This window comes from Rothia nasimurium, assembly GCF_928381705.1.
Taxonomy (GTDB): domain Bacteria; phylum Actinomycetota; class Actinomycetes; order Actinomycetales; family Micrococcaceae; genus Rothia; species Rothia nasimurium_G.
Map to the genome: position 1 here is coordinate 125,083 of NZ_CAKMSR010000006.1, position 20,621 is coordinate 145,703.

At 58.5% G+C, this 20,621-nt stretch carries 25 protein-coding genes and 2 tRNA genes; 17 read left to right on the plus strand and 10 right to left on the minus strand.

Translation table 11 applies throughout. From position 1 onward, the window contains the following. Positions 1-142: 142 nt before the first annotated feature. The 11 genes from obgE to L6762_RS06790 all read left to right on the plus strand — a co-directional run bounded on the left by obgE (position 143) and on the right by L6762_RS06790 (position 9,715). Complete coding sequence (gene obgE, locus L6762_RS06740; RefSeq protein ID WP_237186163.1) at positions 143-1,750, plus strand: GTPase ObgE; 1,608 nt, start codon at positions 143-145, stop codon at positions 1,748-1,750. A gap of 215 nt (positions 1,751-1,965) precedes the next feature. Further along, positions 1,966-3,075 (plus strand): glutamate 5-kinase, encoded by a 1,110-nt coding sequence (gene proB / locus L6762_RS06745; protein WP_237186210.1) that lies wholly within the window; start codon positions 1,966-1,968, stop codon positions 3,073-3,075. 94 nt (positions 3,076-3,169) lie between these two features. Further along, a complete protein-coding gene (locus tag L6762_RS06750) occupies positions 3,170-4,453 on the plus strand; it encodes a glutamate-5-semialdehyde dehydrogenase (protein WP_237186164.1) in 1,284 nt (427 codons plus the stop codon). Between the two features lie 134 nt (positions 4,454-4,587). Further along, positions 4,588-4,836 (plus strand): hypothetical protein, encoded by a 249-nt coding sequence (locus tag L6762_RS06755; RefSeq protein WP_237186165.1) that lies wholly within the window; start codon positions 4,588-4,590, stop codon positions 4,834-4,836. Positions 4,837-4,937: 101 nt separating this feature from the next. After that, a complete protein-coding gene (nadD, locus tag L6762_RS06760) occupies positions 4,938-5,633 on the plus strand; it encodes a nicotinate-nucleotide adenylyltransferase (RefSeq protein ID WP_423817085.1) in 696 nt (231 codons plus the stop codon). Positions 5,634-5,725: 92 nt separating this feature from the next. Beyond that, complete coding sequence (locus tag L6762_RS06765; RefSeq protein ID WP_237186166.1) at positions 5,726-6,937, plus strand: hypothetical protein; 1,212 nt, start codon at positions 5,726-5,728, stop codon at positions 6,935-6,937. Positions 6,938-6,996: 59 nt separating this feature from the next. After that, positions 6,997-7,449, plus strand: a complete 453-nt coding sequence (gene rsfS, locus L6762_RS06770; protein ID WP_185174617.1) for a ribosome silencing factor — start codon at positions 6,997-6,999, stop codon at positions 7,447-7,449. A 387-nt stretch (positions 7,450-7,836) separates the two neighbouring features. After that, positions 7,837-7,909: transfer RNA gene (locus L6762_RS06775), tRNA-Ala, on the plus strand. 1 nt (position 7,910) lies between these two features. After that, a tRNA-Ala gene (locus L6762_RS06780) sits at positions 7,911-7,986 on the plus strand. A gap of 241 nt (positions 7,987-8,227) precedes the next feature. Continuing rightward, on the plus strand, positions 8,228-8,662 hold the full coding sequence (locus L6762_RS06785) for a hypothetical protein (protein ID WP_237186167.1): 435 nt from the start codon (positions 8,228-8,230) through the stop codon (positions 8,660-8,662). Between the two features lie 381 nt (positions 8,663-9,043). Further along, on the plus strand, positions 9,044-9,715 hold the full coding sequence (locus tag L6762_RS06790) for a class I SAM-dependent methyltransferase (RefSeq protein ID WP_272878693.1): 672 nt from the start codon (positions 9,044-9,046) through the stop codon (positions 9,713-9,715). Positions 9,716-9,830: 115 nt separating this feature from the next. On the opposite strand, the gene L6762_RS06795 is transcribed toward L6762_RS06790, so the two are convergent. Both L6762_RS06795 and L6762_RS06800 read right to left on the minus strand, forming a co-directional pair. Continuing rightward, complete coding sequence (locus tag L6762_RS06795; RefSeq protein ID WP_237186169.1) at positions 9,831-10,619, minus strand: TatD family hydrolase; 789 nt, start codon at positions 10,617-10,619, stop codon at positions 9,831-9,833. A 1-nt stretch (position 10,620) separates the two neighbouring features. After that, positions 10,621-11,424, minus strand: coding sequence for a tRNA threonylcarbamoyladenosine dehydratase (locus L6762_RS06800; RefSeq protein WP_237186170.1), 804 nt, complete (start codon positions 11,422-11,424; stop codon positions 10,621-10,623). A 122-nt stretch (positions 11,425-11,546) separates the two neighbouring features. On the opposite strand from L6762_RS06800, the gene L6762_RS06805 reads away from it, so the two are divergent. Both L6762_RS06805 and L6762_RS12035 read left to right on the plus strand, forming a co-directional pair. After that, positions 11,547-11,894 carry a type II toxin-antitoxin system PemK/MazF family toxin gene (locus tag L6762_RS06805; protein ID WP_237186171.1) on the plus strand — a complete coding sequence of 116 codons (348 nt, stop codon included), beginning with the start codon at positions 11,547-11,549 and terminating at the stop codon, positions 11,892-11,894. A 68-nt stretch (positions 11,895-11,962) separates the two neighbouring features. Further along, positions 11,963-12,295: a DUF952 domain-containing protein gene (locus tag L6762_RS12035; protein WP_423817086.1), complete on the plus strand. Its 333-nt coding sequence runs from the start codon at positions 11,963-11,965 to the stop codon at positions 12,293-12,295. A 422-nt stretch (positions 12,296-12,717) separates the two neighbouring features. On the opposite strand, the gene L6762_RS06810 is transcribed toward L6762_RS12035, so the two are convergent. Then, a complete protein-coding gene (locus tag L6762_RS06810) occupies positions 12,718-13,188 on the minus strand; it encodes a DUF3817 domain-containing protein (RefSeq protein ID WP_237186172.1) in 471 nt (156 codons plus the stop codon). Positions 13,189-13,291: 103 nt separating this feature from the next. On the opposite strand from L6762_RS06810, the gene L6762_RS06815 reads away from it, so the two are divergent. After that, on the plus strand, positions 13,292-13,636 hold the full coding sequence (locus tag L6762_RS06815; RefSeq protein ID WP_237186173.1) for a DUF2200 domain-containing protein: 345 nt from the start codon (positions 13,292-13,294) through the stop codon (positions 13,634-13,636). Between the two features lie 15 nt (positions 13,637-13,651). Here the strand turns inward: L6762_RS06815 and L6762_RS06820 are convergent, their stop codons facing one another. Then, entirely contained in the window at positions 13,652-14,206 is a 555-nt protein-coding gene (locus tag L6762_RS06820) for an NADPH-dependent FMN reductase (RefSeq protein WP_237186174.1), read from the minus strand. A 120-nt stretch (positions 14,207-14,326) separates the two neighbouring features. On the opposite strand from L6762_RS06820, the gene L6762_RS06825 reads away from it, so the two are divergent. After that, entirely contained in the window at positions 14,327-14,977 is a 651-nt protein-coding gene (locus tag L6762_RS06825) for a dienelactone hydrolase family protein (RefSeq protein ID WP_237186175.1), read from the plus strand. 4 nt (positions 14,978-14,981) lie between these two features. Beyond that, positions 14,982-15,314 carry an ASCH domain-containing protein gene (locus L6762_RS06830; protein WP_237186176.1) on the plus strand — a complete coding sequence of 111 codons (333 nt, stop codon included), beginning with the start codon at positions 14,982-14,984 and terminating at the stop codon, positions 15,312-15,314. Positions 15,315-15,327: 13 nt separating this feature from the next. On the opposite strand, the gene L6762_RS12040 is transcribed toward L6762_RS06830, so the two are convergent. Genes L6762_RS12040 through L6762_RS06845 form a run of 4 tightly spaced genes read right to left on the minus strand, consistent with a single transcriptional unit; the run spans position 15,328 to position 17,390 of the window. Then, entirely contained in the window at positions 15,328-15,615 is a 288-nt protein-coding gene (locus L6762_RS12040; protein ID WP_423817087.1) for a type II toxin-antitoxin system YafQ family toxin, read from the minus strand. Positions 15,616-15,617: 2 nt separating this feature from the next. Next, positions 15,618-15,887, minus strand: coding sequence for a type II toxin-antitoxin system RelB/DinJ family antitoxin (locus L6762_RS06835; protein ID WP_237186177.1), 270 nt, complete (start codon positions 15,885-15,887; stop codon positions 15,618-15,620). Positions 15,888-15,945: 58 nt separating this feature from the next. Further along, entirely contained in the window at positions 15,946-16,638 is a 693-nt protein-coding gene (locus L6762_RS06840) for a LysE family transporter (protein ID WP_237186178.1), read from the minus strand. Continuing rightward, positions 16,635-17,390: a hypothetical protein gene (locus L6762_RS06845; RefSeq protein ID WP_237186179.1), complete on the minus strand. Its 756-nt coding sequence runs from the start codon at positions 17,388-17,390 to the stop codon at positions 16,635-16,637. The genes L6762_RS06840 and L6762_RS06845 overlap by 4 nt, the downstream gene beginning before the upstream one ends. 43 nt (positions 17,391-17,433) lie before the next feature. On the opposite strand from L6762_RS06845, the gene L6762_RS06850 reads away from it, so the two are divergent. Next, positions 17,434-18,687: an MFS transporter gene (locus L6762_RS06850; RefSeq protein ID WP_237186180.1), complete on the plus strand. Its 1,254-nt coding sequence runs from the start codon at positions 17,434-17,436 to the stop codon at positions 18,685-18,687. On the opposite strand, the gene L6762_RS06855 is transcribed toward L6762_RS06850, so the two are convergent. Further along, positions 18,684-19,772 (minus strand): NAD(P)-binding domain-containing protein, encoded by a 1,089-nt coding sequence (locus tag L6762_RS06855; protein WP_237186181.1) that lies wholly within the window; start codon positions 19,770-19,772, stop codon positions 18,684-18,686. The genes L6762_RS06850 and L6762_RS06855 overlap by 4 nt on opposite strands. Positions 19,773-19,866: 94 nt before the next feature. Further along, a complete protein-coding gene (locus tag L6762_RS06860) occupies positions 19,867-20,604 on the minus strand; it encodes a hypothetical protein (RefSeq protein WP_237186182.1) in 738 nt (245 codons plus the stop codon). Between the last annotated feature and the right edge of the window lie 17 nt (positions 20,605-20,621).

Here is a 20,621-nt window from a genome sequence, read left to right on the forward strand (position 1 = left end):
GATTACGGGGCAACTCGTAATCGCCCTTTTGCGTACCTCACCTGCGCAAAGCCGCCCAAGGAGCGTCCGGCCACAGACCGGCACCGGGGCGACCCTGTAGACTAGATAACCAAACCAAACTTTTTTGAAGGAGCTTGCACTCGTGGCAGAATTTGTAGATCGCGTGGTCCTACACGTAACCGGTGGGCACGGTGGGCACGGCTGTGTCTCGGTTCGCCGTGAGAAGTTTAAGCCCCTCGGCGGCCCCAACGGCGGTAACGGCGGCAAGGGCGGCGACGTCATCCTGCGCGTAGACGCCCAGACCACCACCCTGCTCGAATATCACCACAGCCCCCACCAGAGCGCCCCCAACGGCGACATCGGGCGTGGCGACATGTCCCACGGCTTCAACGGCCAAGACCTGATTCTGCCCGTACCCCAGGGCACCGTGGTCAAGGACCGCGACGGCAACGTACTGGCCGACCTGGTGCGCATCGGCGATGAATTCGTCGCAGCAGAAGGCGGTATCGGAGGTAAGGGCAACGCTGCCCTAGCTTCCACCAAGCGCAAGGCCCCCGGCTTTGCCCTGCTCGGTATTCCCGGCTCTACCCGCGATGTCGTGCTGGAACTCAAATCCATTGCAGATATCGCCCTGGTGGGCTACCCCTCAGCCGGTAAGTCCTCCCTGATTGCCGCGATTTCAGCAGCCCGCCCCAAAATCGCTGATTACCCCTTCACCACCCTGATTCCCAACCTGGGTGTGGTCCAAGCCGGCGATACTCGCTACACCGTAGCTGACGTGCCCGGCCTGATTGAGGGCGCCTCCGAAGGTAAGGGCCTGGGCCACCGCTTTCTGCGCCACGTTGAGCGCTCCAGCGCCCTGGTGCACGTGATTGACTGCGCCACCCTAGAACCCAACCGTGACCCCATCAGCGACTTCGACGTCATCCGTGGTGAACTGGAAAACTACGAGGTTGACCCCACTGCCGGCGTCACCGTCCCTCTGAACGAGCGCCCCCAGCTGATTGTGCTCAATAAGATTGACGTGCCCGAAGCCCGTGAGCTGGCTGAGTTTGTGCGCCCCATGTTCGAAGAGCGCGGCTACCGAGTCTTTGAAATCTCTACCGCATCCCACGAGGGTCTCAAGCAGCTGACCTTTGCCATGGCAGAGCTGGTTGAGGCTGACCGCAAGGCTCGCAAGAAGAGCAAGAGCGCACCGGCAGAGGATGTCGCCGTGGTCAAGCCCAAGGGCTTCCGCTCCAAGAAGCGCCAGGAATTCATCATTCGCAAGGAAGAGCGCAACCTGGAACCCCTCTTCCGCGTGATCGGTGAGAAGCCCGAGCGCTGGATTAAGCAGACCGACTTCAACAACGACGAAGCCGTGGGCTACCTGGCTGACCGCCTCAACCGCCTGGGCGTTGAAGATGAGCTCTTCAAGGCCGGTGCTGTTGCCGGTGATGCCGTGGTGATCGGTGAAGAAGCGGACGCCGTGGTCTTTGACTGGGAGCCCACCATGGTTGGCGGCGCTGAGCTGCTCTCATCCCCGCGCGGTACCGATGCCCGTCTTGAGGAAATCATTCGCCCCACCCGTGCCCAGCGCAAGGCTGAGTTCCACGAGCGTATGGACGCCAAGGCTGGGGCCCGTGCCGAGCTTGAGGCTGAGCGCGTGGCAGGTATCTGGACCGAGTCTGTCGATGAGGCTCGCGCCGCCAAGGTCAAGGCAGCTAAGGCTGAAAAGCGAGCTGCCAAGCGGGCGGCCGAGGAAGAATAGGCCGGGGTAGGAGCACCTTCCGCGCCCCAACCGTATTCCACTATGCGTTAGAAGCCGCTTCGGGGTGTATCCCCGGGGCGGCTTTGCTGTATATTCATAGAAGCTAAAGTTAACACTTTAAGGGAGCTAATCAATTGGATTTGAAGGACGCCTTCCAGGCCAGCGCCGAGTCACGCGGCAAGCACCGTCGTAGCCCCATTGTCGAGCGCTCCGACATGCCACGGGCTAAGCGAATTGTGGTGAAGGTTGGTTCATCATCCCTGACCTCCATTGAAAACTCCCTGGACGAGCTTGCTATCGCCACCATCTCAGATGTGCTGGCGAAGAAGAAAAAAGAGCATCCCTCTATCGAGCTGGTTTTCGTATCTTCGGGTGCTATTGCCGCTGGTCTGGCCCCGCTGGGCTTGTCGCGCCGTCCTAAAGATTTGGCAACCCAGCAGGCGGCTGCGTCCGTGGGCCAGTCCCTGCTGATGAGCCGCTACACCGATATCTTTACCCGCTACGGTGTGACCGTCTCCCAGGTGCTGCTGACGGCCGAAGACCTCATGGCCCGGGACCGCTACCAGAACGCCCACCGCCAGCTGGAGCGCCTGCTTGACTTGGGTGTTATGCCCATCATCAACGAAAACGACGCGGTAGCTACCCGTGAGATCCGCTTCGGTGATAACGACCGTATCGCGGCCCTGGTGGCCCATACCGTCAAGGCTGACGCTCTGCTGCTGCTCTCTGATGTGGATGCTCTCTATACCCGCCACCCCGACGAAGGCGGCGAGCGCGTGAGCAGCGTGCGCAACGAAGCTGACCTGGCTGGCCTGTCCATCGGTTCGGTGGGCGCTGCCGGGGTTGGGTCCGGCGGCATGGTAACCAAGGTGAAGGCTGCCCAGGTGGCAGCGGCCTCCGGCATCCCGGCCCTGGTCACCAGCGCGGCTAATGCCCGCGAGGCCTTTGCTGGTAAGGACGTCGGCACCTGGTTCTATGCCACCGGCGAGCGCCGTCCGGTACAGACCCTCTGGCTGGAGCACCTGGCTGATATCGAGGGGTCAATTACTGTGGATTCGGGCGCTGCCGCCGCCCTGCGCCGTCGCCGTTCTTTGTTGGCAGCCGGTGTGCTGGGTGTTCAGGGATCGTTTGAGGGTGGTAGCCCCGTGGCGATTGTTGATGAGGGTGGCGAAGTGCTAGCTCATGCCCTGAGTTCTTATACTGCCGGTGAGACCGCCCAGATGGTGGGTCTGCACACTGAGCAGATTCAGCGCACCATGGGGGAGACCTACGACGGTACGGTAGCGCACGCCGATAATATTGCGCTGGTGGGCCCCTCCCAGTAGTAATCACCGGCCCCAGTAATACTGGGCCCTTGCGCGGGTGCGCCGGTAGGATAGTTTCAAGGTTGTTCAACCCCCTATACGTAAGGAGATGCTCATGGGCGAGCAGGTACACGTGAGTGACGATGTGATGCGGCAGGTCACCGATATGGCGGTGGATGCTCGTATTGCCTCTCGTCGTTTGGCGAAAGCCGATACTCGCTGGAAGAACCGGGCCCTGCTGGCCGTTGCCGATTCACTCGAAAAGCATTCGGCGGTGATTATCGAGCAGAACGCCCAGGATCTTGAACGGGAGCGGGAAGCCGGTATGAGCGAGGCCATGCTGGACCGCCTGCGTTTGACCGAGTACCGGGTGGTTGAGCTTGCGGACGCCCTACGCGAGCTGGTTGCCCTACCCGACCCGGTGGGGGAGCTGGTGCGCGGTTCAACCCTGCCGAACGGCCTGCGGATGCAGCAGGTGCGGGTTCCCCTGGGCGTGGTGGGCGCTATCTATGAGGCCCGCCCCAACGTGACGGTTGATATCGCTGGCCTAGCTATTAAGGCCGGTAATGCGGTGATGCTGCGCGGCGGCTCAGCTGCTGCCAAGAGCAACCAGGTGATTGTTCGTATTATCCGTGATGCCCTGCACGCTACCGGCCTGCCGATTGACTCTGTGCAGTCGGTGGACGAGTTTGGCCGTGAGGGCGCTGCAGCCCTGATGCTGGCCCGCGGGCATATCGATGTGCTGATTCCGCGAGGCGGTCACAGCCTGATTCAGTCGGTGGTAAAGAACGCTAAGGTGCCGGTGATTGAGACCGGTGAGGGCAACTGCCACATCTTCCTCGACGTCACCGCTGATCCGGCAAAGTCCGCTGAGATTCTGGTCAACGCCAAGACCCAGCGGCCCGGTACCTGCAATACCGTAGAAACCCTGCTCCTGGCCGAGGGTGCGAAAGCCGCCCCGGGCGTCCTTGCGGCCCTGGCTAAGGCGGGGGTAACCCTGCATGTGGACGCCGCCACCCGCGCGATTCTGCCCAGCGGCCTTGATGCGGTCGACGCCACCGACGAAGACTGGGCCACTGAGTACGGCTCTCTAGACTTAGCGGTGAAAACTGTGCCCGATGTGCGCGCCGCTATCGCCCATATCCGTGAATACTCCACCGGCCACTCCGAGGCGATCCTGACCAACGATATTGCCAACGCCGAGAAGTTTATTCGCGACGTTGACTCCGCGGCAGTGTACGTGAACGCCTCGACCCGGTTTACGGACGGCGGCCAGCTCGGCCTGGGCGCGGAGGTTGGTATCTCGACCCAGAAACTGCACGCCCGCGGCCCCATGGGCCTAGAGCAGCTCACCACCACCAAGTGGATCGTGCGCGGCGACTGGCACGCCCGCGACTAAAAGCAGAAAAATCGTACCTGCTACCGGGTAAAGTCCCGCTCATAGAGCGCGAAACCCGGTAGCATGGTAATAAACCCATACTTTGACCGCACTGGCGCGGCCACACACCGCCCAGCCTCGAAAGGTACACGCACATGTTTTCATCTGTACTTGCATCAGGCGCCGCCGTACTTGCCTCAGAAGAAGGTAGCCACCAGCTCGAACTGCTCGGCATACCCACCTACTGGTTCGCCATCATCGGCTTCATCTTCTTTGGCCTGCTCTTCCTGATTACCATCTCATTCTCAGGCCGCGGCGTTGTACGCCCCGACTACGCAGCAGACCACCTCTCCCACGAAGAGACCGAGGCCCTGCGCGACTACCAGAGCAAGCACAAGCGCTAAACTTTTCTCCACCACACTTCGGCGCGGTGCCCGCACCACCCCGGTAACCGGGGGAGCGGGCCCGCGCCGAAGCCGTACATACAAAAGCGAGCAGGAGACCCGTGATTCGTCCCGCCCATGAAATCCGACGTGAGCTCGGTATCCCCGAACCCGACCCCGCCACCACCCGCGTGGGGGTCATGGGTGGCACCTTCGACCCCATCCACCACGGGCACCTGGTTGCAGCCAGCGAAGTCGCTGCCGTGCTGAGCCTCGACGAAGTAATTTTCGTGCCCACCGGCAACCCCTGGCAGAAGGCCAACAAACAGGTCACCGCCCCCGAACACCGCTACCTGATGACGGTGATTGCCACCGCTTCCAACCCCCGCTTCACCGTGAGCCGGGTCGACATCGACCGCCAGGGCCCCACCTTCACCATCGACACCCTCACCGACCTGCGCGCCGAGCGCCCCAACGACGAGCTCTTCTTCATCACCGGTGCCGATGCCATGAGCCAAATTACCACCTGGAAAGACGCCCACAAGATGTGGGACCTCGCCACCTTCGTAGCGGTCACCCGCCCCGGCCACGAACTAACCGTGCCCGAAGAAGCGCAGGGGCGCGTCCGCGTCATCGAAATCCCAGCAATGGCTATCTCATCAACCGATATCCGCGACCGGGCCCGCAACGAGCTGCCCGTCTGGTACCTCGTACCGGACGGGGTGGTGCAATACATCCACAAGTACCATCTCTACACCGGTAACTCGGCCAGCGCCCAGGGCAGCGGGTATGTAGCTGGCCTGCCCCGGCTGAAATAAAACCAAAGACCACCTCAGCTAAGAACCTTCACCACCTGTCTGGCTTGGTAGCATTAACCACAAGAACCAGGCATCCCACTCAAGGAAACACTGTGAGCACACGACCCGATCAGGCCGCGGACGGCCAGAACGACGAGACACCCGCCTACCTAACCGAAAGCTACACAACTGAGGACGGGCTAGAAATCCCGCCCCCGACCCGCCCCATGGGCCCGCGCCGTCTGACCCGCTACTACGAAGAGGTCGCTGAATACCTGCGCGCCCTGCAGCGGGGGGATGAAGAGCTGCCCGAGGTGCCCATGTTTATGGGGGCCATCGAGGGTGTAGAGGTAGAGCAGGACGCCGCCCGCTCCCTGGTTGACCTGTCGCAGATGGGCAGCATCAGCACCGGTGAGGGTGAGAAACTCGACGTAGATTTCGATAACACCCGCGCCACCGTGGTTGAAGACCCCCTGGCCCACATTGACCAGCAGGTTCTCGGCGCCGACTACTCCGAGCAGGCTGAAGCTACCGAGCAGGTAGACTTCGCCGCTGCCGCCGGCGAAATCACCGGTGAAAGTGACTTCGTGAGCGTCGATGAGCTGCAGGTAGAAGAGGCCGAGGCTACTGAAGAAGCGGGTGACGCGGCAGCGGATGATAGCCATGAGGCAGAAGAGCCTGAGGCCGAGGAACCCGTCGTCACCACAAACCCTGAGGCAATTGCCGCTATCGTCGCTCGCGCCCAGGCCAAGGACGATGAATATAGGGCGACCCATCCCGAAGAAGAAGCCGAAGCGGAGCTAGCCGAAGACACCCAGGGTGGGCCCGTCACCGAACTCTTCACCGCTGGCCAGCACACCCCGGACCTGCCCGCCCCCGTCCGCGCGGTTGATGCCCAGGGCCTTGACCTTACCGAAATCGACAGCGCCGATGTGACTGACCCAGCCGCCAGTACCCTAGCCAGTGACAGCACCGGTGCGGTAGACTCTGATAGTTCTGAAGAAACTGCCGAGGCCCCCGAAGGGTACACCTACGAGCCGCAGGCAGAAGAGGACGAAGAGACCACCGAGTCTGCACCTGAGACCCCGGCGGCGGCTCCCGGCCCCGACCAGGAAGAAGACGCTCAGCGCTTTAACTTCGCAGGCACCGTCAAACAGACGGACGAAGCCCCCTCCGGCGACCTTGCCGAAGTGGAACAAGAAGCAGCAGCAACCTACAGCCCAGAAACATCAGAGGGGCGATCCACCGGCGCAATCGTAGCCGTCGTGGGCCTCCTGCTTCTCGTGCTTGTACTGGCCACCGTGTGGTTCCTTTTCTTCAGTTAAAGATTTAGTTGAATGAGACCCCAAAAGGTTTGGGGAATGATTTGCTCGGAAAGGGCGAAATGACTGCAGCTGCAGAGTCTATTGAAGCGTTGAAGGTAGCCGCACGCGCGGCCGACGACATGCAGGGAACCAACCTGCTGGCCGTCGACGCTTCTGACATTATGGGTTTGATTGACGGCTTCCTGGTCGTCTCAGCCCACAACGAACGCCTGGTCAATGCGATTGTTGACGAGGTTGAAGATAAGCTTCGTGAAGAACTGGGCCTCAAGCCCCTGCGCCGCGAAGGCCGCGCAGAAGGCCGCTGGGTACTCCTGGACTTCGGCGACATCGTAGTGCACGTACAGCACGAAGAAGACCGCGCCTTCTACGCCCTCGACCGCCTCTGGGGCGACGCCCCCCGCATCGACCTGGGCCTAGACAGCGAAGCCGGTGACGTCGACACCGAAGGCGCCGAAGCTGACTTCGAGATCATCACTCCCGAAGCGGACCTGATGAACCAGCGCGAAGACTAGAAGCTTAGCGTAAGAGGGGTTGCGCAGGCTCGTGCTGGATGGAGCCCAGCAGATTCCGAGCGCGCGAGGAAAATAATCTGCGGGCGGAATAGGCGCAAGCCTGACCCTCACGCCCCGCCTAACGGCGGATTCCGTTCGCTCTTGTGTGCTCGCGCGCTCGCACCCGCTCACTTCATCCGAGCCAGCAGCTTCGCTGCGAGCCTGCTCCACCCAACTTCCCTGCGTTAGGGGAGTAGGGTGGGGCGTCCTTTTGTGGACATGGGTTGAACAGCCCATGAATATTGTGTGATGTAGTTCATAAGTTCCGGTGGGTTCTCGATTTGCATGAGCCCTTGTGGGTGCCATAAGATAGAACAGTCGCCGCGAGAGCGGAGAATAAATGAATAAGGGGCTATGGCGCAGTTGGTAGCGCGTCTGCATGGCATGCAGAAGGTCAGGGGTTCGAATCCCCTTAGCTCCACGGGGGTATGGCGCAGTTGGTAGCGCGTCTGCATGGCATGCAGAAGGTCAGGGGTTCGAATCCCCTTACCTCCACCATCAAGACCGTTCCTGTGAAAGTTTCACAGGGGCGGTTTTTCTTTGTCTAAGATGCTCCTCGTCTGAAGCTACAAAATGCTAGACCGGGCAGAGTTTTGGATTTTGTGCCGTGTAAGTGTCGCGGGTATAAATACCGGCACATTGAGACGTTCTTTAGTTTATTATTCTCTTACTCGGTAGATTCTGAAAGGTGATGGGAATGGTAAGTTCTGGGTCTTGGACTATAGACGCTCACACTTTAATGCCTCGTATTATCAATCACGAGGAATTTCAGGCTGAATTCAAAGAAGACCCTTACTTCGAGGCTATTGAATTGATGTGGTCTGGCAACGCTGAGAAGGCAATGATCCTGTTGAAGCCAGAAACGTCATTTCGAGCTCGCACTCTTCAGGCTGAGGCTCTTGCCCGATTAGGTGATTTTGAGGTTTCTTTTCAGGCTTATCGTAACTTGGTAGATGAATTTTCTGGAACCAGCCGAGAAGCTACTATTCGCCAGCACTTTGGGAAAGCTCTCTTTCTAGCACAAAAGATTAACGATGCACTGAAGCAATTTGAACTGGCGTACAAGCTACGTCAGGCGTTCGGCGCCGATGCCAGTCTTATTGAATCATCTGTGATGGCGATAAAACGATGCCAGGAGATGTTAGGTATGGAGGTTCATACTAACCGGATGTAGATAGCTTGAACTGAGCTAAGGCAGAGCTAAATAGTCAGTTCAATATTTACGTACAGCGACCAAGAGCTTCAGACCTTCCCATAATTCATATTTACCAGGTTCATAAAACTCGTCAGCAGGAGTGGGTATCATTGAGCACATGCTGGCAGCAGCCGGGTCACAGACGAAGTGGATGACAGTAGCCTCATCATCCTCACGCTGTTTCCCGGGTGGTATGGTGCGGTTTATTGTTAGTTATGGACCATAAGGATAGGTGATATGGGATCTCACGAAGAGCGTATTAACGCCTACTACTCTGAAGGAAACGAAGCGACTCGATTGACCGAATAATCGGTTGGCGGAGTACTTGAACTGCGGGCCGCGCGACGCTCTTTTTCCCTCATCAAACCTGCCTCCCGTGTGCTTGATATCGGGGGTGCCACTGGAATACATGCATCGTGGTTGGCCGAACAAGGACATGACGTGACGCTCATTGATCCAGTTGCATCACACATTGAGATACCCCAAAGTTATGGTACTTTCATAGCCTTAGTTGGGGATGTCCGCGAACTGCCTTTCGATACGGAAATATTCGATGCAGTAATTATGTTTGGCCCTTTATACCACTTGGCTGATTCCCGTAACAGATTACTTGCTCTATCTGAAGCCAAGCGTGTGCTTAGACCTGGTAGCCTAATCTTTACTGCGGCATTATCTCGACTTTCTGCTTTTTCCAATAGAGTTCTAGAATCGGGCGGGCAATCAATAACACCCGGCGATGTAGAGATACTTCGCACCGGAGAATGGGGCAACCATGGGCCAGGTTTCCCAGGTGGCCATTTTCATACAGCGCCGGAGCTTCGCCGCGGATTAGAGGATTCAGGTTTTTCGAAAATCAGTATTCGTCCTCTCGACTTTCCGTCTTTAGTCTTTGAAACGCTGAAACCGCGTCAAGAACTGATTGAACCTGCAGACTCTCTTCTTCAGAACCTTGAGGAGATACTGACAGGTCTACCCATAGCTGAACCTCTCGCGAACCTAAGCTCCCACATGGTGGGGATAGGGCAGAAGTAGGGAGAATCTGTTTGGAACTGAGCGAAACACCTACTGACGGTGTCGTAAGAATAAGCTTGTATATGAAACCACCATGGTATTGTCCAGATCTGGCTACAAATATCGGGAAGAGCCGCTAAAGAGAATAAAGCCGCCTCTGATTCTCTCGTAGAACCGGGGCAAAGTCCTCACCGCGCTCAGCCGAAATGCGCTCGACAAGGCGGCGCAGGCGTCCGCCCACTTCCTGCGCAAAAAGCTGGACGTCAAGCGAGTCGGTGGGCTGCTCTGGTAAGTCCGTCTCCAAAAGCAGGCGGTCTGCGGGCACCTGGCGGACGTAGGCCCGTCCGCGCTTGCTCTCAACCATCTGCGGATGAACCGAAATGCACCCACCTAACCGCACCAGCCGAGTCAACTCGTCGCTCGTTCCCCCAAACCGGTGAACCACCGGGACAAGAGGGGAACCGGGCACATCAAGCTCCTCAAAAAGATCAAGCATCACCGTTGTTGCGCGGACGGCGTGCACAGACAGCACATAGGGCTTCTCAGCCGGTTGCCCGGCAGTAGCCTCACGCACCGCACTCAGAAGACGGCCCAGTGCCCCTAGCTGCAGGTCTGCGGGGGAAGTCTCCAGGCGGCGGGGCAGAAAATCTAAACCAATCTCACCAATCAACCGGGTACTCGTCACCTCAGCCTCAAAAATCTCAAGCTCAGCCTCAACCTGGGCAGGCGAGGCCACCTGCCAGGGGTGAAAACCAAGAGATAGCAGGGGAGCAGCCGGGGGAGTAGTTTCCCGAAGTTGCCGGTAGGCTGAGGGTTTCAGGGTCTGGGCAACCACCTGGACGCCCTGGGCCCGCAGCGCCTCGTCAAACGCTGGACGAAGCGCCGGGGCCAGGAAGTCATAGTGAAAATGGGTATCAAGCAGCATGCTAGCGGGGCTGAGGCAGATGCTGAGCCGTGGCGTCCTTCTCTCCCATCTGGGAACCAAGATAGGGAGGTGCCGGAATCTCTTCCATACCGGCCAGCTGGCGGATGACCTTACCCGCCAACATCTGACCCATAATCGGGGGCATGTAGCTCATGGAACCCAGCGTCTCACCCTTGGCCTTAGCGCCCGGGGCCTTCTCCACCTTGAAAGGGAGCTCGGTCGAGAAGAGCACCTCAAGCCCGTAAATCTGGCGCTTGCGGCACTCGGAGCGAATCACCTTAGACATAGAGCAGTTGTAGGTGCGGCGGATATTGGCGAACTGCAGCATCGTCGGGTCAAGCCGATTGGCAGCTCCCATGGAAGCTACCAGGTTCAGGCCCCGCTCAGCGGCCCACTGGTAGACGGCCAGCTTCTGGGTGATGGTGTCGATACAGTCAATGACGTAGTCGGGGCGGGGGAACTTATCCAGGGTCTCAGCCAGGTTATCGGGGGTGAGGAAGACCCGCTCAGCGGTGACGGTACAATCGGGCTGGATCTCCTTGATCATGGCCTCCATGACCTCAGCCTTAACCTTGCCCAGGGTGGAGGTAAAGGCCAGAGCCTGCCGGTTGATGTTGCTTTCTTCCACGATGTCGCGGTCCAGCACAATCAGGTTTCCCACGCCACCGCGGGCCAGGGCCTCAGCACAGGCCGACCCTACTCCGCCCAGACCCAGCACCATGACGGTCGCGTCCTGGAGTTTCTGCAGGCCCTCGTCCTTAAAAAGTAGCCGCAACCGGGCAAAACGTTCGCTCTCAACACCCACGGGGTCTCCTCGGAAAGTCAGTGTGTCTAACCTGGTCATTATGCCATATGGGTGGGGCCAGGGTGTGTGCCTGATGGGTTGAGGTCTTGAGCTGCAGATAACCCAGTCGGTAGGATTGAGGTATGACCACCAACCAATCATCTGTTGTTCAAGCTGACGTGGAACAGGTGACAGCTGTAGACCTCGCCGATGAATACGCTAGAGCTCATCGGGAATGGGTAGAGTCCGGTGAAGAAGATGTGTGGGGTCAGACTTCAGGAGACGAGGCAACGTCTGTGAATACTAGATTTATTGCTTCGTTTCAGGTGCTCTTGGCCCAGGACGAAACCGGCCTATCTGCCGACTCAAAAGCCCAAACAGAACTTATAAGAACAGTATCTGTGGATCGTATTGGCGACTATATTAGTACCTTATCGAGAAATAAAGTTTGGGAACTAGATGAGGCTTTGAAAGTTCATTTGAATCTGTAAGTGGTCAGCTCAGGGCAGAGGTGCTGGTATTTGAAAACAGGTAATGCACGTTTCTCGGAGGAACTTTAGTGACGATTTATCACATAGCTTTGCCCGAAGAATGGGAACAAGCGCAGAAACTTAAGGTGTGGGTTCATTCTACGCGTGGAGTGAGTATCAACGAGCAGGGATTCTTGCATGCTTGCGCGGATATGGATCAGGTAAAGCGAGTTTCAGACTTCATCTATGGTGACAGGCCAGATATTCTCGTCCTTGAAATCGACCCCCGTAAATTAGAGTCTGCTGGGTTCACTGTTCGATGGGAACCAGCAGACCCTTCTAATCCTAGTTCCGAGTTGTTTCCGCATGTTTATGGAGGACACCTACCCCTGTACCTGTTCAAAGTTCTCCATCGCAAGTAGGTAGTACAAGCACATCCAAAGATTGGTGGTACGCAAAAGTGCGTCATATAGGCAACGTAGCCTAATGCGAACCAAGGGTAAAAGGGTGATTCAGCATCAACCACTTAGGTCTATTTGAGGCGGCATGATGCTGTTAAGATAAAAACGTACCGGGCAAATCTGCCCGGTACGTTCAAAAATCAAATAGAGGAGGTTTAGAAGTGGTAACGACACTTCTGAACCTAGTTCTGATTCTAGCTGCGCTGGTAGCGATTGTCGATAGCCTATTGGGCATCGTCGAGAAGCTTCTGAAGCTGCTAGATAACGAGGACTAGGAATATAGGGTGCAGAGGCCTCGGTCTCTGCACCGCCTCCTCTATTTGATAAACGCCCTCAACTCTTATTGAAAGGGTTGAGGGCGTTTCGTTAGGCGAAAGTAGTTGCTAGTTCTTGGGCACGGGCGGGCCCGCCAGCAGGAGCACCACAAAGAGCAGAACCACGAAGGCAAGTAACAGGACGCTCGCGAGCGCAGGCTTGGCTAGAACCCAGGCCTGGGCTTTTTCGAACGGGCCGGACGGCGCCGCCCCGCCAGGTGCCAGACGCCAGCCCCCGCGCAGTAGGCCCCGCTTCTCCAAGAAAATCTCAAAAGGAACGGTCGCAAAGGGAATCACCGATAGGAGCAGGCCGGCCACACCCACGGGGGCCTTCCACTGCTGGTTGACCCAGGTAAAGACCGTCACTACGCAGTAGCTCAGAAAAACAAAGCCGTGAATACCACCGGCAATGGGCACAAGGTTGGTTACACCGGTAGCCCGCAGAATCAGGGCCGTGATTAGCAGGGCCCAGGTAATCATCTCAGCGGTAGCAAAAATACGGAAGAGCACACGAGGGGTGGGCTTAGAATCTGGTCGCATGGGGCCTTTCAGAGTGAATGGAAGATAGACAGCAAAGGGCTTATCACCGCTACCTACTGTACAGGTTTACCGCAGGTGGAGGCGGGGCACTAAGCTTGAGAACATGACCCACAAAATCTTTGACATGCCCCTAGCTGAGGTATGGCCCCACTACCTGGCCAAGGTAGAGCGCAAGGGCCAGGACACCGCCCTGGTAGAGACCGTTACCTGCTGGCTGACGGGTTACAGCCCTGCCGACCTGGCCCGCCACCTTGAGGAGCAGACGTCTTTCCGCGACTTTTTCGCCTCAGCCCAGCTCAACCCCGCCGCGCACCTGATAACCGGCTCCATCTGCGGCTATAAGGTGCAGGAAATTGAAGACCCCCTCATGCAGCAGATTCGCTACCTCGACAAACTCGTTGACGAGGTCGCCAAGGGTCGTCCGCTCGAAAAAATCTTGCGGTCCTAACCTCTCCACCTGGGCTTACTGTAGAGCCTCACTCAAAGCCGCATCCAGGGCAGGCAGGCCCTGCTCGTAGTCGGCAAAGGCGGTAGCGGCATCCGCTATCTTGCCCTCGGCGTCATACATGGCCCGGCTCAGCTTAATATTGACGGCAGCGGACACCAGCACCAGGCCGTAGTTGGGGCAGGCTGCCTCAAACTGGGCCGCCGACTTCAACCCGGCCCCAAAACCGTAGGACACCACCGCAACCGGCTTGCCCTCCCACTCGGCAAAGAGATAGTCCATAGCGTTCTTCAGCACGGCAGGCACACCCCCGTTGTACTCGGGCAGGGCCACCACAAAACCGTCAAAGCCAGAAACCAGCTCAGACCAATCGCGGGTGTGCTGGTGCTGATAAGGAGCCCCAGATTTAGGGGAGGCCGGCTCATCGAAGTGAGGTAGGTTCTGCTCCGCTAGGTCAATGATTTCGTAGGTGTGGTTGCCCAGGGCCGCCAGACGCTCCTGCGCCCAGGCACCCACCACCGGGCTAATGCGGGTAGGACGGGTAGAACCAAGAATGAGACCGATACGCGCCACGATAACTCCTTATGACTAGATAGGGCGGTTTATCCCAGTGTAAAGGGGTAGGGCTTCTATACAGTAACGTATAACCAAACGAGCTGACCCAGGTCCACAGATTAGGGAAGAAAGAAGGCCATGACCACTATCGTCCTTTTCCATCACGCAGCGGGGCTGACGGACGGCGTCCGCGCGCTCGCTGATCGCCTGGAAGCTGCCGGGCACCTGGTTTTTACCCCTGACCTGTACGACGGGCACCGCTTCACCACCATCGAAGAAGGCATGACCCATTACCAGCAGCTTACTCATGAGAAGGTCCTGGCCCGGGCGCAGGCTGCCGTAGCGGCACTCACCGGCCCCTTTGTGGTAGCAGGGGTGTCTCTGGGGGTGATAGTCGCCCAGATCCTGGCCCAGACGGACGCCCGCGCCCAGGGCATGCTCGCCCTGGAGGGCTTCGTTGACCCAACCTACCTGCCCGGTGCCCTGCCGGTTTCCTTCCCGGTAGCGATTCATGGCGGTGGCGCTGATACCTGGTTTGCTGAGGACGCTCCGGCAGCCCTCGCCTACACCGCTTCGTCAGCTTCAGCCAGCTGCGATTTCTATGAGGGAGCTGAGCACCTCTTCACCGATTCGACCTGGCCAACGTATTCACTTGAGAAGACTAGCCTGGTGATGGAGCGTGCCTTGGCTTGGTTAGCTGACCTGCCGGAGCATAGCCGGGAGGGCTTTGGTCTGCCCGATGCAGATACGGTGGGGGGAGTACGGGGAGCCTGGGCCTCTCAGAGATAAGCTGGTGAAAGCGCTTCTGAACGGGCAGAAAACAGCAACCTCTTCTCTTTACAGGCACTACGTGGAATCTGGCGAAGATCTGCCAGGTGTGGGGCAGACCGAGCTGGTGATTGACTCAGCCGGTCAGCCCGTGTGCCTACTTGAAACAACCCGGGTGGAACTCGTGGAAGCTCACGATGTTACCGACGAATTTGTGCGGGCCGAGGGTGAAGGCTTTGACAGCTGGGATGAGTGGTGGAGGGCCCACCGGGATTTTTGGTCACAGGGAGATGAGGGCATGCCCGTAACTCCCAAAGACCTGGTGGTCTGCCAGTGGGTCAAACTCGTAGCCCCATAAAGGGCATGATGACTCAAAAGAGGTCGTCGTGTGTTCCTGTTCGCAGGAAATATGCGTGAGTTTTGGTTGTTCTCCAGATTAATAGCCAGTCACCGGCATTTGCCACGTGGCATTCCTTTGCGCCTGCCCAGTTGCCTTTCAAAGTGTGCATTCGGTGGCGACGCCGCAGTTCTTCCATGGAATCCGGTGAATTGTCCAAAATTAGCTCAGTGACAGGTTTCAGATGCTCAAGGTTGACCCGTTTTTTCTGAAGCTTTTTAATATCTCGTGCGAAAGCTGGTGTGTATTCGGGTAGAAGCACGATTAGATTCCTAGGTCATTAAACATGTCCTGGGCATTCTTAAATCTGCTGGTGCCCTCCTTTTCCATCGTCAGTGAATCAGAGATGGCTTCTTGGGTTTCTGCGTTTGGCTGGGGGTATTCCAGGGTAAGCGGTATGCGCTGCTCGCGTACTACCTGGCGGTAGAAGGCGCGGGTGATGGACGATAGGTCTAACCCAAAGTCTTCGGCAATACGGGCTGCTTCGCGCTTGGTTGCTTCGTCAACTCGCACAGTTACAGTCGATGTTGTCATACAAATACGCTCCTTTGTCGTACAACCAGTCTATGCCCTCCATGCCCAGTCGGGAACCCTAGTGCCCTGAAAAAACCATGAGGGCAGCCACCAGAATGAAGAGGGACCCAAAGACCCGGTTCAGTATCGTCTGCCCGCGCTCCGAGTGTGATAGCCTGGTCAGGGACTTGGCAACCACAGCAAAACCACCCCACATGACCACAATATCGATGGCCACCATAGTGCCCGCTAGCACCAGATACTGGGGCAACTGCGGGGTGTCCGGCCGCACAAACTGGGGCATGAAAGCCAAAATAAAAACAATAGCCTTGGGGTTAGACATATTGACCCAGAAGCCCCGATTGAAAAGAGCCAAGGGGGCACCCGGCTGCAGGTGCGCACCCGGGCGGGTGCGGCGTCCTTGCCCCTGCGGAGCGGACGCACCAGCCCCGCTTTCTGCCTCGTCGCGGGCTTGCTGCGGGGTTTGAGGGCGAGCAAGAATCATGCGTAACCCGAGGTAAACCAGGTAGGCAGCCCCACCGTAGCGAATCACATCGAAAAGTACCGGCGAATTAGCGACCACCACACCCAGGCCAGCGGCCACAATAGCAATCTGAACCACCAGGGCCAGTTGCTGCCCCATCACCGTGAAAAAGGCCTTCTTCCAGCCGTGCAGCAGGGAGGTCGTCATGGTGTTCACCGCACCTGCCCCCGGGGTCAAAGAAATCACCATGCAGGCAGCGACGAGGGAAAGCCAAAGGGTAAGGGTCATAGCTCCTCTTGTGCGTCTAAAACCTGCCGGAACCATACCTTTTCAAAAGCGCTATGCTCCTTGCTTTCTAAGGCAATCTCACACCAGTTCCTGATCTCGGAACGGTCGAGAATTTCTGCCTGACACAGTGCTGGTAGCAGGAATCCCCGAACGGTTTGAACCGGCAGTCGGATCTCATCGGCGTGCCGCAAGGAAAGCCCCTTGATACTCGGCCCCAGGAAAACCGCCCTAACCATGTGGCGGCACTCCATCGGGTTCTGTACTAGCACGTCATATACCCACCCCAAGTGGAAACGGCCGGTTAAGAAAACGAAGCCAGTCTCGCGTGACGCGGGCAGAGATATGTCATAACGTCCATCAAACCACTCGGCGGCTCGGAGAATAGCAGCCGTCCTGTCATAGTTTTTAGGAGCCTTGATGTAGAGCCCGCTCCAGGCTTCAAAAACCTGTGTCAGGGAGTCCGGAAAAAGCTCAGGTATCGACTCCCTAATGAACCGATGAGATAGAGGCACCTTACGCAGTAAAGAATTCAGATCAGGGAACGTAACAACCTCAGCTGCGTGACGGTGCTCCTCAGTGAGCGGGCCGTACCATTGCTGGGAGACTTCTTCCGGTGCACCCTTCAACACGGCTTGAGCCAATGGCTTGAGCGGGGCCAACACCTGCATGCGTTCTTCAAGTTCTACACGCTGAAGATGATACACCAGGTTTTCGGCTTGACCCCAGGCGAGAAAATCTAGGAGCTCAGACATAAGTCCAGTCTACCCGGGGGAGGCACCCCTATAATGGGTAGTCATGAACACCCACCAGCAGCGCCGCATCCTCTGGGCCCTGGCCCTCACCCAGGTCTTTGGAACCATCGGGGTAGGGGCAGCCCCCTCCGTCGGGGTACTCCTAGCCAGTGAGGTCACCCAGAACGAGGCGCTCGCCGGGATAGCCCGTACCGCCTCCACCTTCGGGGCGGCCCTCTTTGGCGTACCACTTGCTCAGCTTGCTGCCCGCACCAGCCGCCGCACCGCCCTCACCACCGGCTGGGCAACCGCCACACTAGGGGCTGCCATCCTGGCCTGGGCGGCTTCTGGCACCAGCATGATTCTAGTTGCCCTCGGCTTGCTGCTCATGGGGGCTGGTTCCGCCGCTGCTCTTCAAGCCCGCTTCGCTGCCACCGACCACGCCGCTGACGCCAAGCGTGGCTCAGCCCTCAGCTTCATCGTCTGGGTAGGCACCATCGGTTCCGTCCTCGGCCCTAATATCGGTACCCCGGCTGCTGCGCTCGCGCCATCCCTGGGCACCACCCTTTACAGCGCAGCCTTTGCCCTGGCCGCCCTTGCTTTAGGGGTTGCAACCCTGCTGGTTTTCGCCCTTCTACCCGGCACCAAGAAGGACGCCGCCCCCGGCTTGTCTACCGCGGAGCAGGGGGCAGGCGCGTCCGGCCAGAACAAACCCAGCCTGGGAGCCAAGGTCGGCGCTTTTAGCCGCGAAATAGCGGGCAACCGGCAGGCAAGATACGCGGCTATCAGCCTGCTGGGGGCCCACATGGTGATGGTGTCGGTGATGACCATGACCCCGGTCCATATGAACCATCAGGGATCTGGCATTGAGATCATCGGTCTGACCATCAGTCTGCATGTCCTTGGCATGTACGGGCTCTCACCCCTGATGGGGCTGGGTGCCGACAGGCTGGGGGAACGCACCATCATTCTGCTCGGTACTGCCCTGCTGGTTTTAGCTGTAGCGCTAGGTGCCCTTGCCCCTCACAACATACCTGCCATGGTGGCAAGCCTGATTCTGCTGGGGGTGGGTTGGTCTGCAACTTTTGTGGCTGCCTCGGCCCTCTTTGCAGCCTCCCTGCCAGCTGAAAGCCGCACCCGGGCAGCCGGCGGCCTGGACTCCCTGACCAACCTGGGTGCGGCTACCGCGGCCCTGGCTTCGGGATTTATTATGGCTGCAACCTCTTTTTCAACCCTGGCCTGTATTGCAGCTCTAGCTCTTGTGCCCTCCCTGGTGCTGACCCGTCCGCTGCGCGAAAGAGGTAGCGGGAGTCGTTAGCGAGTCAGTAGCCTATGCAGCTTGCGCACCGCAATCCTGCCTGCCCGGTTAGCTCCCACCGTGGACTGGCTGGGCCCGTATCCGATGAGGTGTAGGCGGGGCTCTGAGGCAACCTGGGTGCCGTCCATCTGGATGGCTCCTAGCTCATTGCGAAGACCTAGCGGGTTAAGGTGGGCGAGCGCAGGTTTAAATCCGGTAGCCCACAGGATGGTATCAAGGTCGGTGTGGCTGCCGTCTGCCTCGATGACACCGGTGGCGTCGATTCTGCTGAACATGGGGCGGCGATTCAGGGCCCCGCGGGCTTTGGCGGCTCGGGCGTAGGGCGTCCACCCCAGGCCGGTGTAGCTGACCACTGACCCGGTGGGGCGGCCTGCTTCGGCATCGGCGGTGACGCGGGCGACCACATCGCGCCCGTATTCGGCGTTGAACTCGGTATTTCGGAAGACAGGCTCGCGGCGGGTGTACCAGAAGGTGGTTGTGACCCGGGAGATTTCCTCCAGCTGCTGCACGGCAGAGATGCCGCCGCCTACGATACCTACCCGCTGGCCGGTGAAGTCCTCAAGTTTCACGTAGTCGCGGGTGTGCAGCTGCCGCCCCCGAAAGGACGCCTGCCCCGGGTAGGCGGGCAAAACGGGGTTATTCCAGGTTCCGGTTGCGTTAATCAGCGCGGACGCCCGCCAGATACCGTTGGTGGTGGTCAGCTCAAAGGGGGTAGCCGGGTCATCGATTCTGGTGACAGAAAGGACGGCGACCGGCCGGGCGATAGCCAGCTGTTGGGTTGCCTCGAAGTCGGCAAAATAGGCTGGTATTGCCTGCTTGCTGGGTTGGGTGAGCTCTACCTGCGGGCGGGGAAAATCGGGGAGGTCGAAGATGTTGTTGACGGTTGCCATGGTGAGTGAGTCCCAGCGGTGGCGCCATGCCCCGCCGGGGCCTTCGGCAGCATCGAAAACGATATAGGTCAGTGGGGCTGTGGGGTGGGTGAGAGCGTTGGCGTAACCGCGCTGGGCTAGATGGTAGCCAGCGGAGAGACCAGCCTGACCGCCGCCGATAACGATGACGGTGGCGTAACGAACCATCTGATGCATAGGTGCTCTTACCTTTCAATCCCGACGCGGTTTTGGTATCCAGCTTAGTCTGGTTCACCCGTAGGTGGCGGGCTAGCCTGGGGTGCCCGTGAAACTAGAGCTCTAAAAATTCATCGAGCGACAAGCTAGCTATCAGCCGTGGTGTGCCACTACCGTCGGGGGCGAAGATGAGCGTCCACCCGGCGTCCGGATAAAAGCCATAGGCTTTGTCAAACTTACCCTGGTGGGTAAAAAGCACCGTGTTGGTACCTGCTGGTGGGGGAGTAACGGTGCGGTTACGCAGACCCTGGAGGGAGTCTTCGAGCTCCTGCTGGTCGGTGAAGTAGAGGGATCCGGTTAAGTCACGGTTGATCTCAACCTGGGTGTCCATCGCCTGGTCGGCATGCTGGTAGACGAAGTAGTACTCGCTGGAGAGCGCGGACGATACCGGAATACCAAGTTCGCGGTACTTAGCGCCCAGCTGGTTCATGCGGTCGATGCTGGTTTCTGAGATGCGCTGACCGTCATCGATGAAACCATCAGGCGCAGCGCTTGGGCTAGCGGGTCGGGTTGCTCCGGTGTAGCGGTGAACAAGCACCAGCCCACCCTCGGCTAGCTGCTGGGCGAGATTATCGGGTGTTTCGGGGGAGGTATCCCCTAAATCGTCGCTGGTGGCGGTAACTAGCTGGGTGCCAGAAGCTGAGTTAGGAGTGCTTGGAGTGCCCGTTGCTACGGTTGCTGTAGCGTTGCTGGGTACTGGTGAGCTGGTGCTCTCTGGAGCTGCTTGGGGCGAGCTGCAGGCAGCTAGGGCGAGGACGGCAACCGTTGCGAGGGCTGGTTTAATGCGGGTCATGGTCTTCTCCTTTGAAG